The organism is Gordonia phthalatica, from assembly GCF_001305675.1.
Taxonomy (GTDB): Bacteria; Actinomycetota; Actinomycetes; order Mycobacteriales; family Mycobacteriaceae; genus Gordonia; species Gordonia phthalatica.
This window is the reverse complement of the sequence record NZ_CP011853.1, coordinates 2,413,699-2,429,705: the sequence shown is the minus strand read 5'-3', so window position 1 is coordinate 2,429,705 and position 16,007 is coordinate 2,413,699. Positions and strand designations below refer to the sequence as shown.

General features: G+C 68.1%; 14 protein-coding genes and 2 riboswitches. Of the genes, 12 read left to right on the top strand and 2 right to left on the bottom strand.

The features are described from left to right. The first annotated feature begins 23 nt into the window (after nucleotides 1-23). A complete protein-coding gene (locus ACH46_RS11385; RefSeq protein ID WP_062392992.1) occupies nucleotides 24-1,076 on the top strand; it encodes a beta-keto acid cleavage family enzyme in 1,053 nt (350 codons plus the stop codon). A gap of 116 nt (nucleotides 1,077-1,192) precedes the next feature. Beyond that, nucleotides 1,193-1,771, top strand: a complete 579-nt coding sequence (locus ACH46_RS11380) for an RBBP9/YdeN family alpha/beta hydrolase (protein ID WP_062392991.1) — start codon at nucleotides 1,193-1,195, stop codon at nucleotides 1,769-1,771. Between the two features lie 30 nt (nucleotides 1,772-1,801). On the opposite strand, the gene ACH46_RS11375 is transcribed toward ACH46_RS11380, so the two are convergent. Then, the gene (locus ACH46_RS11375) at nucleotides 1,802-2,641 is read right to left on the bottom strand and encodes an META domain-containing protein (RefSeq protein ID WP_062395292.1); all 840 of its coding nucleotides are present in this window, start codon (nucleotides 2,639-2,641) and stop codon (nucleotides 1,802-1,804) included. A 110-nt stretch (nucleotides 2,642-2,751) separates the two neighbouring features. Between ACH46_RS11375 and secA2 the strand changes: the two genes are divergently transcribed. The 9 genes from secA2 (at nucleotide 2,752) to ACH46_RS11330 (ending at nucleotide 13,143) form a co-directional block, all read left to right on the top strand. Beyond that, on the top strand, nucleotides 2,752-5,046 hold the full coding sequence (secA2, locus tag ACH46_RS11370) for an accessory Sec system translocase SecA2 (RefSeq protein ID WP_062392990.1): 2,295 nt from the start codon (nucleotides 2,752-2,754) through the stop codon (nucleotides 5,044-5,046). Continuing rightward, nucleotides 5,043-5,672: a CDP-alcohol phosphatidyltransferase family protein gene (locus tag ACH46_RS11365; RefSeq protein WP_062392989.1), complete on the top strand. Its 630-nt coding sequence runs from the start codon at nucleotides 5,043-5,045 to the stop codon at nucleotides 5,670-5,672. Before secA2 ends, ACH46_RS11365 begins: the two co-directional genes overlap by 4 nt. A 139-nt stretch (nucleotides 5,673-5,811) precedes the next feature. Beyond that, nucleotides 5,812-6,216, top strand: a complete 405-nt coding sequence (gene gcvH / locus ACH46_RS11360) for a glycine cleavage system protein GcvH (protein WP_062392988.1) — start codon at nucleotides 5,812-5,814, stop codon at nucleotides 6,214-6,216. A gap of 323 nt (nucleotides 6,217-6,539) precedes the next feature. After that, nucleotides 6,540-7,001 (top strand): glycogen accumulation regulator GarA, encoded by a 462-nt coding sequence (garA, locus tag ACH46_RS11355; RefSeq protein WP_417935245.1) that lies wholly within the window; start codon nucleotides 6,540-6,542, stop codon nucleotides 6,999-7,001. Beyond that, nucleotides 6,998-7,726: a transcriptional regulator FtsR gene (ftsR, locus tag ACH46_RS11350; protein ID WP_470303236.1), complete on the top strand. Its 729-nt coding sequence runs from the start codon at nucleotides 6,998-7,000 to the stop codon at nucleotides 7,724-7,726. The genes garA and ftsR overlap by 4 nt, the downstream gene beginning before the upstream one ends. A gap of 48 nt (nucleotides 7,727-7,774) precedes the next feature. Further along, nucleotides 7,775-8,278 carry a bifunctional nuclease family protein gene (locus ACH46_RS11345; protein WP_062392987.1) on the top strand — a complete coding sequence of 168 codons (504 nt, stop codon included), beginning with the start codon at nucleotides 7,775-7,777 and terminating at the stop codon, nucleotides 8,276-8,278. A 248-nt stretch (nucleotides 8,279-8,526) separates the two neighbouring features. Next, nucleotides 8,527-9,159: a MerR family transcriptional regulator gene (locus ACH46_RS11340; protein ID WP_062392986.1), complete on the top strand. Its 633-nt coding sequence runs from the start codon at nucleotides 8,527-8,529 to the stop codon at nucleotides 9,157-9,159. Between the two features lie 84 nt (nucleotides 9,160-9,243). Then, nucleotides 9,244-9,343: riboswitch (glycine riboswitch) on the top strand. Further along, a riboswitch (glycine riboswitch) is annotated at nucleotides 9,344-9,458 on the top strand. 44 nt (nucleotides 9,459-9,502) lie between these two features. Next, nucleotides 9,503-12,376, top strand: coding sequence for an aminomethyl-transferring glycine dehydrogenase (gene gcvP / locus ACH46_RS11335; RefSeq protein WP_062392985.1), 2,874 nt, complete (start codon nucleotides 9,503-9,505; stop codon nucleotides 12,374-12,376). Between the two features lie 128 nt (nucleotides 12,377-12,504). Beyond that, the gene (locus ACH46_RS11330) at nucleotides 12,505-13,143 is read left to right on the top strand and encodes a dihydrofolate reductase family protein (protein ID WP_062392984.1); all 639 of its coding nucleotides are present in this window, start codon (nucleotides 12,505-12,507) and stop codon (nucleotides 13,141-13,143) included. Here ACH46_RS11330 and ACH46_RS11325 read toward each other — a convergent pair. Continuing rightward, nucleotides 13,109-14,590, bottom strand: coding sequence for a PAS domain-containing sensor histidine kinase (locus ACH46_RS11325; RefSeq protein WP_062395287.1), 1,482 nt, complete (start codon nucleotides 14,588-14,590; stop codon nucleotides 13,109-13,111). The two genes, ACH46_RS11330 and ACH46_RS11325, sit on opposite strands and share 35 nt — an antisense overlap. 238 nt (nucleotides 14,591-14,828) lie before the next feature. Here ACH46_RS11325 and ACH46_RS11320 point away from each other — a divergent pair, with 238 nt between their 5' ends. Then, the gene (locus tag ACH46_RS11320; protein WP_062392983.1) at nucleotides 14,829-16,001 is read left to right on the top strand and encodes an acyl-CoA dehydrogenase family protein; all 1,173 of its coding nucleotides are present in this window, start codon (nucleotides 14,829-14,831) and stop codon (nucleotides 15,999-16,001) included. The last annotated feature ends 6 nt before the right edge of the window (nucleotides 16,002-16,007 follow it).

Below are 16,007 nucleotides of genomic sequence, written 5' to 3'. Positions count from 1 at the left end.
AACCCTCTGATTAGGAGAACCCCATGCATTTCCACGACGACGCCCTCTTCCCCGAACTGCAGGACAAGCTGGTCATCACGGCTGCGCCGTACGGCCCGGAGTGGGAGCTCGACGACTTCCGCGAGGATCTGCCCCTGACGATGGAGCAGCACGTTCAGCAGGCTGTGGACTGCTACGAGGCCGGCGCCACCGTCCTGCACATCCACGTCCGCGAGGAGGACGGCCACGGCTCCAAGCGGCTGTCGAAGTTCAACGAACTGCTCTCGGGTCTGCGTGAGGCCGTGCCGGACATGATCCTGCAGGTCGGCGGCTCGATCTCCTTCGCCCCCGAGGGCGACGGCGCCGACGCCAAGTGGCTCTCGGACGACACCCGCCACATGCTGGCCGAGCTGGATCCGAAGCCGGATCAGGTGACCATCGCGATCAACACCAGCCAGATGAACATCATGGAGTTGATGACCGAGGACGACATCGCGGGCACCTCGCTGGCGCGTCCGGAACTGTACGACACCTACCGGGAGATGACCGTTCCGGCCGGCCCGGAGTGGGTCGAGGAGCACCTGCGTCGTCTGCAGGCCAACGGCATCCAGCCGCACTTCCAGCTCTCGAGCATCCCGCAGCTGGAGACCGTCGAGCGCCTGATCCGCCGCGGCAAGTACACCGGTCCGCTGAACCTGACCTGGGTCGGCATCGGCGGCGGCTTCGACGGCCCGAACCCGTACAACATCATGAACTTCATCCAGCGGGTTCCGGACGGTGCGTGCCTGACGCTGGAGACGCTGATGCGGTCGGTGGCTCCGGTGAACGCGATGGCGATCGCGTTGGGTCTGCACGGCCGGTGCGGCAATGAGGACACCATCTGGGGCGCCAAGGGCGAGAAGATGACCTCGGTGCAGCAGATCAAGCAGCTGGTGCGTCTGTCGGAGGAGCTGGGCCGTGAGGTCGCCGACGGCAAGGAAGCCCGCGACATCTACCACATCGGTGAGTGGTACGCCGATGCCGACGAGACCCTCGCCAAGGTCGGCTTCGCCCCCAACCGCCAGCCCGGCCAGGTCGGCTTCACCCACCACGCCTGATCCGTCAGGACAATCCCTCCAGAGCGGGCGGAACGCTGCTTCGCGTTCCGCCCGCTCTGCCTTCTCCGCGGTTGCCGACGCTCGGACCGCATCCTTCTTCCACTAGGAGACAAACCATGACCGCACCCACCTACGTGATCGTGCCCGGACTGCGCGGACACGTCGAAGAGCACTGGCAGACACTGCTGGCCGGCGCGCTCGCCGACTCGCTCATCGTGCCGCCGATCGACGGCGACCCGGTGAACCTCGCCGCCCGCCTCGAAGCGCTGGAGAAGACCGTCGCCGCCGCGACCGGCCCGGTGATCCTCGTGGCGCACAGCGCCGGCTGCCCGACGGTCGTCTACTGGGCGCAGCAGACCGCGCAGAAGGTCGCCGGTGCGCTCCTGGCCACCCCGCCCGACCTGACGCAGCCGATGCACGCTCCGCACCCGACCCCGGAGCAGCTGGCCGAGGGCGGCTGGGGCGAACTGCCGATGTCGCCGCTCCCGTGGCCGAGCATCGTCGTCTCCAGCACCGACGATCCGCTGGCCGACGCCGACGTGGTCGCGGGCTACGCCGAGGCCTGGGGCAGCAAACTGGTCGACGCGGGCGCCGTGGGGCACCTCAACCCCGCCGCAGGCTACGGCCCGTGGCCGAAGGCCGTCGAGCTCCTGGCCGAGCTCCGCGAGATGGCGGGCCTGAGCACCGCCGTGTAGACCCGCGGGTCACCCCCGGGCGAGTCCCGATCAGTCGCCGACGGCCGTCAGACGTAGTCCGACGTTGCCGTCGGCGGCGTTCGTGAGGGACATGTCGTCGCCGTCGACCTTGACGGTCGTCTTCCCGTTCAGCGCGGCGAGGACGGCGCGCTCGATCTCGGCGGTCTCCGGGTCGCACGCCTTGCGGGTGGTCGCGATGGGGGAGAACTCGACGGTGGTGCCGTCGACCTTCGCCGAACCCGTCATCGCGTTGCATCCGTCGTTGCCCGTCAGCTTTCCGTCGGCGTCGATGCGGAAGAAGGGCTTGCGCTGCTCCAGGATGACGGAACTCGAGACGGCGTCGTGCTTCACGAGTGAAGTCACCTGCCACCGAGTGCCGACGACGGGTCGGTTCGTCCGCTCCTGCAGCACCACCTTCTGGTCACCGCGGGACAGGACCAGCTCGGTACCGGTCAACTGCCACGTCAGTGGGGCGGCGAACAGATCGGACACCCACCGGTCGGTGCCGTCGCGCGGGGGCGGACACGCCATCATCGTGCCCATCAGCCGCCCGGCCGTCATCGTGCCGCCGTCGAAGGCGACGCTGCCGCCGTGGCCGTTGCAGCCGGCATTCGCACTCAACGAACCCTTGGTGAATCCGAGGACGAGTGGACCGCCGCCGGGGATCGCCGGTCCGGTGACCTCGGTCGAGAGGTACGTGTTGCCGACCAGGTCCGCCGGATCCGACGACGCCGCGGGATCGGCGTCCGAGCATCCCGCCACCACGGTGCTCGCGGCGACGACCGCGGCCGTGAGGCCGACGATCGTGGACCGGGCCCGAGAACGGCGTCGGCGGAGGGCGTCGGGGCGGTCGCGGTGTCGCAAGCTCATGTGCGTCACCGTAGTGGACGGCCGCGTACGGTAGATCACGATCGGCCCGGTGCGCGCGTCGCGCATCGCGGTCAACAGCAGTCGGTCGAGTTCGAAGGAACAGGGAGCACGTGGGAAGACTCACCAACGCGATGTGGCGCATGCTGGGCGCGCAGACCTCTCGCAACCAGTCGCAGTCGTTGACGATGATCAAGGAATCCGCCGAACACGATGACTGGGCATCGGACCTGGCAGACGGCGATTTCGCGAGTGAGGCGGCCGAGCTCGACATGTCGCTGATCGCCGATCGGGCCAAATTCCTGGCACTCGTCCGCGAGGGCGGCGACCGCAAGCTCGACATGAAGCCGTTCGACGTCCAGCTGCAGGGCGCCCTCCGCATGCTCGAGGGCGACGTCGTCGAGATGGCGACCGGCGAGGGCAAGACGCTCGCCGGCGCGATCGCAGCGATCGGTTACGCGCTCGACGGACATCAGATCCACGTCGTCTCCGTGAACGACTACCTCGCGGCCCGCGACGCCGACTGGATGAAGCCGCTGTACGACCTCTTCGGCATCTCGGTCGCCTCCATCAACGAGCACTCCACGCGCGAGGAACGGCAGAAGGCCTACGACGCCGACGTCACCTACGCGTCCGTGAACGAGATCGGCTTCGACATCCTGCGCGATCACCTGGCGCTGCACGCCGACGATCTCGTCGCCCCCGAACCCGACGTGGTCATCGTCGACGAGGCGGACTCGGTGCTCGTCGACGAGGCCCTGGTGCCGCTGATCCTGGCGGGGTCCACCGACGCCGAGATCCCGAACAGCGCCATCCACGAAGTGGTCGCGCACCTCAAGAGCAGGCATTACGAACTCGACCAGGACGGCAAGAACGTCTCGTTGACCGAGGAGGGCGCCCAGTTCGTCGAACGCACCCTCGGCGGCATCAACCTCTACGACGAGAAGCACGTCTCCAGCACGCTGGTGCACGTCAACGTCGCGCTGTACGCGTACTACCTGCTCGAACGCGACGTCGACTACATCGTCCGCGACGGCGGCATCCACCTCATCAACGCCTCCCGCGGCCGCGTCGCACGACTGCAGCGCTGGCCCGACGGCGTCCAGGCCGCGGTGGAGTACAAGGAGGGGCTCAACCCGACGCAGGCGGGCGAGGTCATCGACACCATCACCGTCCAGGCCCTGATCGGTCGCTACCCGCGCGTGGCGGGCATGACCGGCACGGCCATCGCCGCAGGCGAGCAGTTCCGCCAGTTCTACGACCTCCAGGTGTCGCAGATCCCGCCGAACCGCCCCAACGTCCGCGAAGACGAGCCCGACCGCGTCTACGACAACAAGGCGCACAAGGTGGAAGCGGTCGTCGACCTGGTCGCCGAGATCCACGAGACGGGCCAGCCGATCCTGATCGGCACGCACGACGTCGCCCAGTCGGAGGAGCTCGCCTACTTCCTGGACCGCGCCGACATCCCGTCGGTGGTCCTCAACGCCAAGAACGACCCCGAAGAGGCGGCGATCATCGCGGAGGCCGGCCGCAAGGGCGCCGTCACCGTCTCCACCCAGATGGCCGGTCGCGGCACCGACATCCGTCTCGGCGGATCCGCAGGCGACGAGGAGGCCCGCGACGAGGTCGTCGAACTCGGCGGCCTCTGCGTCATCGGCACCGGCCGCTACGACACCGAACGACTCGACAACCAGTTGCGCGGTCGCGCCGGACGCCAGGGCGACCCCGGACGCTCGGTGTTCTTCTCCAGCCTCGAGGACCCGCTGGTCACGAAGAACCTCACGCATCAGCGCGAGCAGAGCGCGGTGTCCTCGGACGGATCGATGGGCGCCAAGGGCATCGAAGCGGTGCAGAACGCGCAGAAGATCGCCGAGGGCGCGATGCTGCAACTGCACAGCAACACGTGGGAGTACAACAAGCAGGTCAACGAGCAGCGCAACTCCATCGTGCGTCGTCGGATGGAGATCCTGACCACCGATCGTGCGCTCGCCGACCTCAAGGAGGCCGAACCGGAGCGCTACGAGAGCCTCGCCGAGGACATCGACGAGGACGTCCTCGTCGAAGCAGCACGGCAGATCATGCTCTATCACCTGGACCGCGCCTGGGCCGACCACCTCGCGTTCATCGCGGACGTGCAGGCCAGCATCCATCTCCGGGCGCTCGGGCAGCAGAGCCCTCTCGAGGAGTTCCACAAGCTGATCTTCGCCGAGTTCGTCAAGCTCGCGGAGGAGGCGCTGGCGGCGGCGCGAAAGACCTTCGTCGACGCGACGATCACGAAGGACGGCGTCGACCTGGGCCTGGAGGGCTTGCATCGGTCGACGATGACGTGGACCTACCTGGTGCACGAGAACCACTTCGCCTCCGCCGGCGCACAGGCCGTGCAGGGCATCGTCGGCATCTTCCGATGAGTCCCGCCGCGACCGAGGAGCCGTCGACGGGCGGCACGCCGCCCGAGCGGAGCGACGCGATCTGGACGGTGCCCAACGCGCTGAGCCTCCTGCGGCTGCTGATGATCCCGGTGTTCATCTGGCTGCTGTTGGTGGAGGAGTCGGCCGGCTGGGCGTTCGCGGTCCTGTTCGTCTCCGGGGTCACCGACTGGCTCGACGGAAAGCTGGCCCGTTGGCTGGGGCAGTCGTCGAAGCTCGGCGCACTGCTCGATCCGGCGGCCGACCGCCTGTACGTGATCATCATCCCGATCTGCTTCGGCATCCGGGAGTTCGTCCCGTGGTGGATCATCGGCCTCATCATCGGGCGCGACGTCCTGCTGTTCGCGACGGCGCCGCTGCTTCGCTCACGCGGGGTCACGGCCCTGCCCATCCTGTACATCGGCAAGGCGGCCACCTTCGCCCTGATGAGCGCCTTCCCGTGGCTGCTCGCCGGGCAGATCGACGGTGCCGTCGGGACCTTCGCGCACCCCGTCGGCTGGGCGTTCCTGCTGTGGGGCGTAGGCCTGTACGTGTGGTCGCTCGTGCTCTACTGGATCCAGACGGCGAGCGTGCTGCGACAGATGCCGCGCGCCGCGGTCACAGCCTGATCACGCCCGGGCCGCGTACCGGGTTGATGCACGATCGGCGAGGCCCACACGTTACAGTCATTGAGCATTCGCCCACCGCAACGTCGCGACGGACGGATGAGAAGAACCCGTGTTCTACAGACCTGAGAAAGGCCGAATCGTGAGCGACACCAAGATTCCCGAAGAGCTTCGCTACACAGAGGAGCACGAGTGGATTCAGAAGGTCAGCGACCACACCGTCCGAGTCGGCATCACCGACTTCGCTCAGTCCTCGCTCGGTGACATCGTCTTCGTGCAGCTGCCCGAGGTCGACGACGAGGTCGAGGTCGGGGAGTCGTTCGCCGAGGTCGAGTCGACCAAGAGCGTCTCGGACATCTTCGGCCCGCTCAACGGCACGGTCGCGGCCGTCAACGAGGCTCTCGACGACGCTCCGGAACTGGTCAACTCGGCACCCTACGGTGACGGCTGGCTGGTCGAGATCACCGTGGGCGCCGACGTGGATCTGGACGAACTGGTCGACGGTCTGCTCGACGCCGAAGGTTACCGCGGGACCATCAGCGAATAACGCCTATCCGGCGATCGGGAAGATCACCGGTGACATGAGTCCGTCAACGGATGAGTGTCGATATGATTTCTTGTACGCCGAACGTCGCCGACACTGGGCGGCGCAAGGACAAAAACGGTAGGTTCACATATGAGGATCCTGCCCCGCAGACGTGCATCTCAATGGTGAGATGAGCAAAGCGTGTGTAACAGCGAGCGAACGCGAATTGCGCGGTGACACCGAGCATTTGGGTTCGAGCAGGTACCTCGACTGACGCAATGCAGGACCCGCCCGGGGACTGCGCAGTCGCAGTCACGGCGGGGTGCGTCGACGATGAAGGAGATGTGGTGAGCGGTAACGACAACGGCTTTGAGGCCCCCGTGGAGACGACTTCGGTCTTCCGCGAGGACTTCATCAAGGAAGTAGACGCGCCTGCGACGTCGAACGAGCCGGCCGATACCGGTGTCGAGCGACTGTCGCCGGGAACGGCGCTGCTGGTGGTGAAGCGAGGCCCCAACGCGGGTTCGCGCTTCCTCCTCGACCAGCCGACGACGTCGGCGGGACGCCATCCCGACAGCGACATCTTCTTGGACGATGTCACGGTGAGCCGTCGGCACGCCGAGTTCCGCCGCAACGGCGAGGACTTCCAGGTGGTCGACGTGGGCAGCCTCAACGGCACCTACGTCAACCGTGAGCCGGTCGACACGGCCACTCTCACCAGCGGCGACGAAGTTCAGATCGGCAAGTTCCGCCTGGTCTTCCTGTCCGGCCCGCGCGCCGGAGAAGCGGGTGCCGCGCTGTCGTGACCTCGTCTGCTGCACGCGCGGCCGCCGGCGGCGACCGCACGATGTCGATCGGTGCCGTGCTGGCGGTGCTCCGTGAGGAGTTCCCCGACGTCACCATCTCGAAGATCCGTTTCCTCGAGGCCGAGGGACTGGTGACTCCGGATCGAGCGCCGTCGGGATATCGACGGTTCAGCGACCGAGACTGCGAGCGGCTGCGGTTCGTGCTCACTGCGCAGCGCGACCGCTACCTGCCGCTCAAGGTGATTCGTGAGCAGCTCGACGAGATCGACGCCGACGCCGCGAGCGGCGGTGCCGCGCCCCGACTGCTGTCGTCGGCGCGCAGCGCCGTGGCGCCGGCCACCGACTTCGCCTCGCGCGGCGGTCGGGTGGATCGCGAGACTCTGATGGAGCGGACCGGGGTCGACTCGCCGTTCATTTCCGAGCTGGTCCGCAACGGACTGCTTTCGGCGGGGCCCGGCGGCTTCTTCGACGAGGACGCGGTGCGTCTGGTCGAGGCCGCTGCGGCCCTGGCCAACTTCGGCCTCGAATCCCGGCATCTTCGGGCGTTCAAGATCAGCGCGGACCGCGAGGCCGGCCTGGTCGCACAGATCGCCGGCCCCATCGCCAAGGGCAAGGGGACCGGGGCGCGCGATCGAGCCGAGGAGCTGATCCGCGAGATGGCCGCACTGTCGGTCACGCTTCACACGCAGTTGGTCAAGGCCGCCGTTCGCGGCGCCCTCGACTGACGGCGCCGGGCGTAACCTGTACTTCTAGTCGTTTCAGGAGGCGAGACCATGGGTGAGATGCGCGTTGTGGGTATCCGAGTGGAACCTCCGCAGAACCAGCCGGTGCTCCTGCTCCGCGAGGTGAGCGGCATCCGCTATCTGCCGATCTGGATCGGGCAGAGCGAAGCGGCGTCGATCGCGCTGCAGCAGCGCGGCGTGGAGCCGCCGCGGCCGCTCACCCATGACCTCGTCGTCAACATCTTCCAGGCCTTCGGGCGCACCCTGCACGAGGTCCGGATCGTCGACATGCAGGAGGGGACCTTCTACGCCGAGATGGTCTTCGACGACGACGTGGTGGTCGAGGCGCGTCCGTCCGATGCGATCGCGGTCGCGATGCGGTGCGACGCCCCGATCATCGCGGCGGACGACGTCCTGGACGGCGCGGGGATGATCATGCCGGAGGAAGAGGGCGGCCCCGCAGCCGACGACGCGGTCGGCGACGACGAGGTCGAGGCCTTCCGCGAGTTCCTCGACCAGGTCTCACCCGAGGACTTCCTCGGCCCCGAGAGCTGATCCTCGATCTCCGGACGTGCGACGACATGCCGGGTGAAGGATAACGATCGCATCTCCGTGACATCACCGTTTGTCTACACCTGAAGTTTAGGTTGAGGTTTACCGCGAGTCGCGTTGATTGCGCCCCCGAGAGTCCATAACTTCTATCCCAGCGTCACCGCGAGAGCGAGGACGAACACTTTGTCAGCGGTCGGGAGTACCCTCTAAACGAGGAACCACCGGCCCGAGTCTTGTGTAAGGGAGCTACCGTGGGCGATCACCCGTCAGATCCGCAGTCCGGCGACGCAACGTCGGAAGGTGCTGCGTCGGCCACGGCCGTGCCGGTGCAGGGAGGTCTGGACGACATCGCCCCGGGCCTGTTCCCCAACGGAACCATCCCGGACGCTCTCGTCGGCTACCGCGGGCCCAGCGCCTGCCAGATCGCAGGCATCACCTACCGCCAACTCGACTACTGGGCGCGCACGTCGCTGGTCGTCCCGTCGATCCGCACCGCAGCGGGATCCGGCAGCCAGCGGCTCTACTCGTTCAAGGACGTCCTCGTCCTCAAGATCGTCAAGCGACTGCTCGACACCGGCATCTCCCTGCAGAACATTCGGGTCGCGGTCGACCACCTCCGCCAGCGCGGCGTCGAGGACCTGGCCCGCATCACCCTGTTCTCCGATGGCACCACCGTCTACGAGTGCACCTCCGCCGAAGAGGTCGTCGACCTCCTGCAGGGCGGGCAGGGTGTCTTCGGCATCGCAGTCTCCGGTGCGATGCGCGAACTGACCGGCACCATCGCGGACTTCCCGAGCGAGCGTGCCGACGGCGGCGTCAGCGAGTCGGCCCCCGAGGACGAACTGGCTGCACGGCGCAAGAACCGCACCCGTCAGACCGGTTAACGACCGCCCGTTCTGTGACCCCGCGCTCGGGCGTGGCGTCGGACACGTGGTTTCGGTCGATGTCTTGGTAATCTGACGGAGCGCCGCTACGCCGCGGGAGAGCGTCGTTCGGAACTCCGAACGGCCGCCGAAGGAGCAACACCTCTCCGTCAAACTCTCAGGCACCCGGGACCGTGGCTGCTGACGGCGTCTCTGGAAAGTGGCGGGGTGTGCCCCGTCCGCCCACGGTGAAAGGCAGCGCTCGCCGCTGCTGAATCTCTCAGGCGCTGCCGCCCGTGCAGCATGACAGAGGGGGAGGGCCCAGTCCGGGACATGCCCGGACCGAAACGAGCAAGGTGCCCTCTTGACGATTCCAGCCTCCGAATTCTCCCAGCGCCACCTCGGCCCGGTCGACGGAGAACTGTCCACGATCCTCGACGTGCTCGGCGTCTCGTCGCTGGACGAACTCGCCACCAAGGTGGTTCCCGCCTCCATCGCGGACGGGCTCGGAGCAGAGGGCCTCGCGCCCGGACTCGACGCGCTGCCCGCACCGCTGAGCGAGCCGGAAGCCATCGCCGCGATCCGCGCGCTCGCCGACCGCAACGTGGTGGCCCGCTCGATGATCGGTCTCGGCTACTACGACACCCACATCCCGGGCGTCATCAAGCGCAACATCCTCGAGAACCCCGCCTGGTACACCGCGTACACCCCGTACCAGCCCGAGATCAGCCAGGGGCGCCTCGAGGCCCTGCTCAACTTCCAGACCATGGTCTCCGACCTCACCGGCATGGAGGTTGCCAACGCCTCGATGCTCGACGAGGCCACCGCCGCCGCCGAAGCCATGACGCTCCTGCGTCGGGCGGGCAAGTCGAAGTCCAACCGCATCGTCGTCGACGTCGACCTGTTCCCGCAGGTCCGCGCCGTCATCGAGACCCGTGCCACGCCGCTCGACATCGAGGTCGTCGAAGCCGTCCTCGATTCGAGCGCTCCCGACGCCGGCCTGCCCGAGGGAGACTTCTTCGGCGTCATCGTCCAGATCCCCGGCGCCTCCGGCCGGATCACCGACCTGGGACCGGTCATCGACGCCGCCCACGAGCGCGGTGCCCTCATCGCCGCCGGCGTCGACCTGCTGGCCGCGACGCTGATCACCCCGCCCGGAGAGCAGGGCGCCGACGCCTGCTTCGGCACCACCCAGCGCTTCGGCGTCCCGATGGGCTTCGGCGGACCCCACGCCGGGTACCTGGCCGTGTCCACCAAGCGGACCCGTCAGCTTCCCGGCCGCCTGGTCGGCGTCTCGAAGGACGCCGACGGCAACGTCGCCTACCGCCTGGCCCTGCAGACCCGCGAGCAGCACATCCGCCGCGAGAAGGCCACCAGCAACATCTGCACCGCGCAGGTCCTCCTGGCGATCATCGCCGCCATGTACGCCTCCTACCACGGCCCCGCGGGCCTGAAGGCCATCGCGCGGCGAGTCCACGGGCACGCCGCCGACATCGCGAACGCCCTCACCGGCGCCGGAGCGACGGTCGAGCACGCCGCCTTCTTCGACACCCTCGTCGTCCGTGCCGAGGGGCGGGCACAGGAGATCGTCGACGCCGCCAAGACCCGCCACAACATCAACCTCCGGCTCGTCGACGCCGACCGCGTCGGCGTCTCCTGCGACGAGACCACCACGGCCGACGACGTCGCCGGCGTCCTCGACGCCTTCGGTGCCGCCGACGCGGTGCCCACCGCCTTCGCCACCGGCATCGAGAACCGCACCAGCGAGTACCTGACGCACCCGGCGTTCCACCTCTACCGCACCGAGACCGCGATGCTGCGGTACCTGCGGATGCTGTCGGACAAGGACATCGCGCTCGACCGCAGCATGATCCCGCTGGGGTCCTGCACCATGAAGCTGAACGCGACCACCGAGATGGAGCCGATCACCTGGCCCGAGATCGGCGGTCTGCACCCGTTCGCGCCGCTCGCCGACACCGAGGGCATCCGCGAACTCATCGGGCAGCTGGAGAGCTGGCTGGTGGCCGTCACCGGCTACGACCGCGTCAGCCTGCAGCCCAACGCGGGCTCGCAGGGCGAGTACGCGGGACTGCTCGCGATCCGCCGCTACCACCTCTCGCGCGGCGACGACGCCCGCGACGTGTGCCTGATCCCGTCGAGCGCGCACGGCACCAACGCGGCGTCGGCCGTCATGGCCGGTCTGCGCGTCGTGGTGGTCGCCAGCCGCGACACCGGCGACGTCGACATCGACGACCTGCGCGCCAAGATCGAGAAGCACCGCGACGAGCTCGCCGCGATCATGATCACCTACCCGTCCACGCACGGCGTGTTCGAGGACGAGGTCACCGACATCTGTGCAGCCGTCCACGAGGCCGGAGGTCAGGTGTACGTCGACGGCGCCAACCTCAACGCCCTCGTCGGCCTGGCCCGACCCGGCCAGTTCGGCGGCGACGTCTCGCACCTGAACCTGCACAAGACCTTCTGCATCCCGCACGGCGGCGGCGGCCCCGGTGTCGGCCCGGTCGCGGTCCGCGAGCACCTCGCGGACTTCCTGCCGAGCAACCCCCTCGCCACGGAGCTGCCGCAGACCGGCGTCACGGTCTCGGCCGCGCCGTACGGGTCGGCGTCGATCCTGCCGATCACCTACGCATACATCGCCATGATGGGCGCGGAGGGCCTGCGAACCGCGACGCTCACCGCCATCGCGTCGGCCAACTACATCGCGCGCCGTCTCAACGACTACTACCCGGTCCTGTACACCGGCGACGGCGGCTGGGTGGCGCACGAGTGCATCCTCGACCTGCGGCAGCTGTCGAAGGACACCGGCGTCTCCATCGACGACGTCGCCAAGCGCCTGGCGGATTACGGCTTCCACGCCCCGACGATGAGCTTCCCGGTCGCGGGCACGCTGATGGTGGAGCCCACCGAGAGCGAGAACCTCGCTGAACTCGACGCCTTCATCGACGCCATGATCGCGATCCGCGGCGAGATCGAGAAGGTCGCCGACGGCACCTGGACCGTCGAGGACAACCCGCTCGCCGGCGCGCCGCACACCGCGGAGTCGCTGGTGGGCGAGTGGAACCACGGCTACGACCGGATGACGGCCGTGTACCCGAACGGTCTGCCGTCCGCCGGCGCCCGCGCCAAGGTGTGGCCCGCAGTCCGCCGCATCGACGGCGCGTTCGGCGACCGCAACCTGGTCTGCAGCTGCCCGCCGATCGACGCCTTCGCCGAGTAGCGACCCGCATCAACGGCGACCCTCGCGGAACTCTCCGCGAGGGTCGCCGTTGTCCTGCACGCACGAGTATCGACGATTACCGTTGCGGAGATCGACACCGCGACACCGATCGGGAAGGCCACCCCACCATGGCGAAGGTCCGCGTGCACAACCTCAACATCTCGCTCGACGGCTTCAGCGCCGGCGACGAGGTCACCTTCGATAAGCCGATCGGCGAGGCCGGAGCGCTCTTCTCCCGCTTCGACGGCCGGGTGATCTGGGGTGTCCAGCACATCGACGACCCCATCCGCGCCGACCACGTCATCACCAGCACCTGGCACCAGGGGATCGGCGTCGAGATCATGGGGCGCCGCAAGTTCGGGCCGCAGACCGGTCCGTGGCCCGACGACGGCTGGGTCGGCTGGTGGGGCGAGGAACCGCCGTTCAAGACGCCGGTCGTGGTGCTGACCCACCACGAACGAGAACCCATCGAATTCGAGAACGGCACCGTCTTCCACTTCGTCGACGCCCCGGCCGCGGAGGCGCTCGATTACGCGAAGAGCCTGGCCGACGGCGACGTCCGCCTCGGCGGCGGACCGACGAGCGTCCGCGAGTTCCTGCAGGCCGACCTGGTCGACTTCCTGCACCTGGTGACCGTTCCGGTCGTCATCGGCTCGGGTGTCTCGATCTGGGATGGCGGCGCCGACCTGCAGGATCGCTTCGACGTCGAGACGGTGACCATCGGCAGCGGTCTCACCCACCAGTTCTGGAACCGGCGGTCGCGCTGACCCCCACCGCGGCGTCCGCCAGCGGGATGCTGATCTTCACGATCGTCCCCTGCGGATCGTTGGGCAGGAACTCGATGGTGCCGCCGTGGCGTTCGACGATGTGCTGCGAGATAAGCAGCCCGATGCCGGATCCGTCGACCTTCGTGGTGAACGCGCCGTCGATGAGGCCGGGGACGGAGGTCTCACCGATCCCGCGGCCCTGATCCTGGACGGTGACGAACGCGAAGCCGTCGGCCTCGCCGGTCGTCAGCGCCAACTCCTTGACGAGCGTCGTCGGCTGCGCGATCTCATCGAGCGCATTCATGCAGGCGTTGATGATGACCTGTCCCACCATGACGCTCTCGCCACGGATGTAGAGGTTCCGTTCGGGCAGGTCGGCGAAGACGCGGACGCCCTTCTCCGCCGCGCGGAGGCGCACGAAGTACAGCGCCTCGGCGGTCGACGCGTTGAGGTCCATCAGCGCCGCGGTGCTCTCGATCCGTCGGACGTACTTCTTGACCGATGCGACGATGTCGGCCGCCCGGTGGAGTTGCGCCTCGATCTGATCGATCCCGTAGGTGAGGCTCCGCGGATCGAAGTCGTCGCGGCCGAGGCGGGCCTTCAATCCGCTCAGATAGTTGGTCGACGCGGCGAGGGGCTGGCCGAGCTGGTGCGCCAGGATCATCGCCATGTCGCCCATCGCGTGATAGCGGCTCAGGTATTGCAGGTTGGCCTGCTGGTAGTCGCTCCGCTGCTGCCACTCGACGCGTTCGGTGACATCGCGGACCGTGAGCACCCGGGTGCGGATGCCGTCGTGTGCCACGGTCTCGATCTCGCCGGCCAGCCAGGTGGTGCGGGCGTCGTCGGTCACCTCCAGCTGGACGGAGGCAGAGCCGTTCGCAGTCGTCAACGTCTCCACGACCGCGGGAGCCCTCAGCGGCGGTTCACTGGTGCAGAACTCGTCGAGCGGGCGTCCCATGAGTTCCTCCGCCGTCCGGCCGAACAGACTGGCGGCGAGCGGAGAGATGTCGTCGATCAGGTTGTCCTCGGTCAGGACCACCACGCCCGCCGCGGTGTGGGTCATGATCCGCTGGAGTGACTCGGAGACGCGGTGCAGTTCCTCCTGCAGTTCGATCTCCTCGCCGATGTCCCGGAACTCGACCATCACCACCGGGCCGTCGACCGACTGCACCAGCGTCGCGATCGCGTCGGTGAGGAACTCGGTGCCGTCCTTCGCCCGGTACTTCCACTGTTTCCGGCTGGTTCCGTTCTCGACCGCGGCCTGCAGCCAGGCGACACCGACCTCCCGCCGGTACTTCCGTTCCTGCGCACTCATGTGATGCGCCTTCAGCGGCTTCAACTCGTCGAGCGTCCAGCCGAACATGCGGCAGGCGGCGGGATTCGCCCACAGGATGTTCTTGGTCTCGGCCTCGTGGATGAGGAGACCGGTGCGAGTGTTGAGAGCCATCTCCTCGAAGTCGGCGGTCTGTGGAAACACCGTCGGATCACCTCCATGCTCGCGGACGCGACGTCCGCGTTCTTCCCCTACGACGGTAGTGCGCGCGCTGAGTTCGGACAGCCCCGTGATAGCCGGACGCCCGCTAAAGAATTGCTTACGCGTGACGCGGAAACTTCCGATACCGCCGTCGCTCGGCCGTCCATAGCGTTCTTGCCAGAGCATCCGCAAAGCCTGAACGGAGTGATCGATGACTGTGGAGAGTGCGACCAGACGAGTGGTGGCCGAGCCGACGGGACCGGCCCGCGAGAAGGCGTTCGCCCATGCGCTGGACGTCCTGCGCGACCGACGCGACGAGTTCGCGCAGGCGCATCACGTTCCGCGTGACTACATCGACCTGCTGAAGAAGGCGGGCCTGTACCGGGCGTCGACGCCGGAGCAGTTCGGCGGCGAACCGATGGCGCCGTCGGACTTCATGCGGCGGATCGAGGACATCTCGGCCGTCGACCCGGCCACCGGCTGGGTCGCGAGCTTCGGCTCGTCGCTGGTGTACCTGGCAGCCCTCCCGGTGCAGACGCAGAAGAAGCTCTTCGCCGACGGCGCCGACCTGACCTACGCGGGCGGCCTGTTCCCGATGCACGAGGCGGAGAAGGTCGACGGCGGCTACCTCTGCACCGGCACCTGGCAGTTCGCCAGCGGCTGCATGGGCGCCGACATCCTCGGCATCGGCCTCGCCGGCGGACCGGAGACCGAGGGCAAGCCGATCACCGCGCTCGTCGACCCCGCCGACGTCGAGATCGTCGACAACTGGGACGTCGCGGGCATGAAGGGCACCGGCTCGCACGCCATCCGCGCCGACCGGCTGTTCGTTCCGGAGGAGATGACCTTCATCCGCGGCGGCGCCTCGCAGATCGACGAACCGCTGACCCGCTACCCGTCGCTCGCCTACGCGGCGCAGGTCCTCGCCGTCGTCACGCTCGGCGCGGCGCGCGGCGCCATCGACTTCGCGATCACGATCGGCGGCGCCAACGCGTCCATCACCGGAGGCCAGGCCAAGGGCAACCGCCCCGCCTACAAGGCGGGCATCGCCCGCGCGGAAGCCGAGCTGCGGTCGGCGCGCGCCTACTTCTACGAGGCCACCGACGCGGTGTGGGCCAAGGCAGTCGCCGACGAGTTGATCACCGTCGACGACCAGGCAGACCTGCGACTGGCGGCCACCCACGCCGCGCACGTCGGCCGCTCCGTCGTCCTCCAGGTCTTCGACGTCGTCGGCACCGGAGCGATCTACGCCAACCACCCCCTCCAGCGCTACCTCCAGGACGCGCTGGTCCCCGCTCAGCACGCGATGCTGCAGACCAACACGTACGAGGCGGTCGGCGCCCTGATGCTCGGCCTCGAGGCCGGCATCCCGAGCTTCCCGTGACCGGTC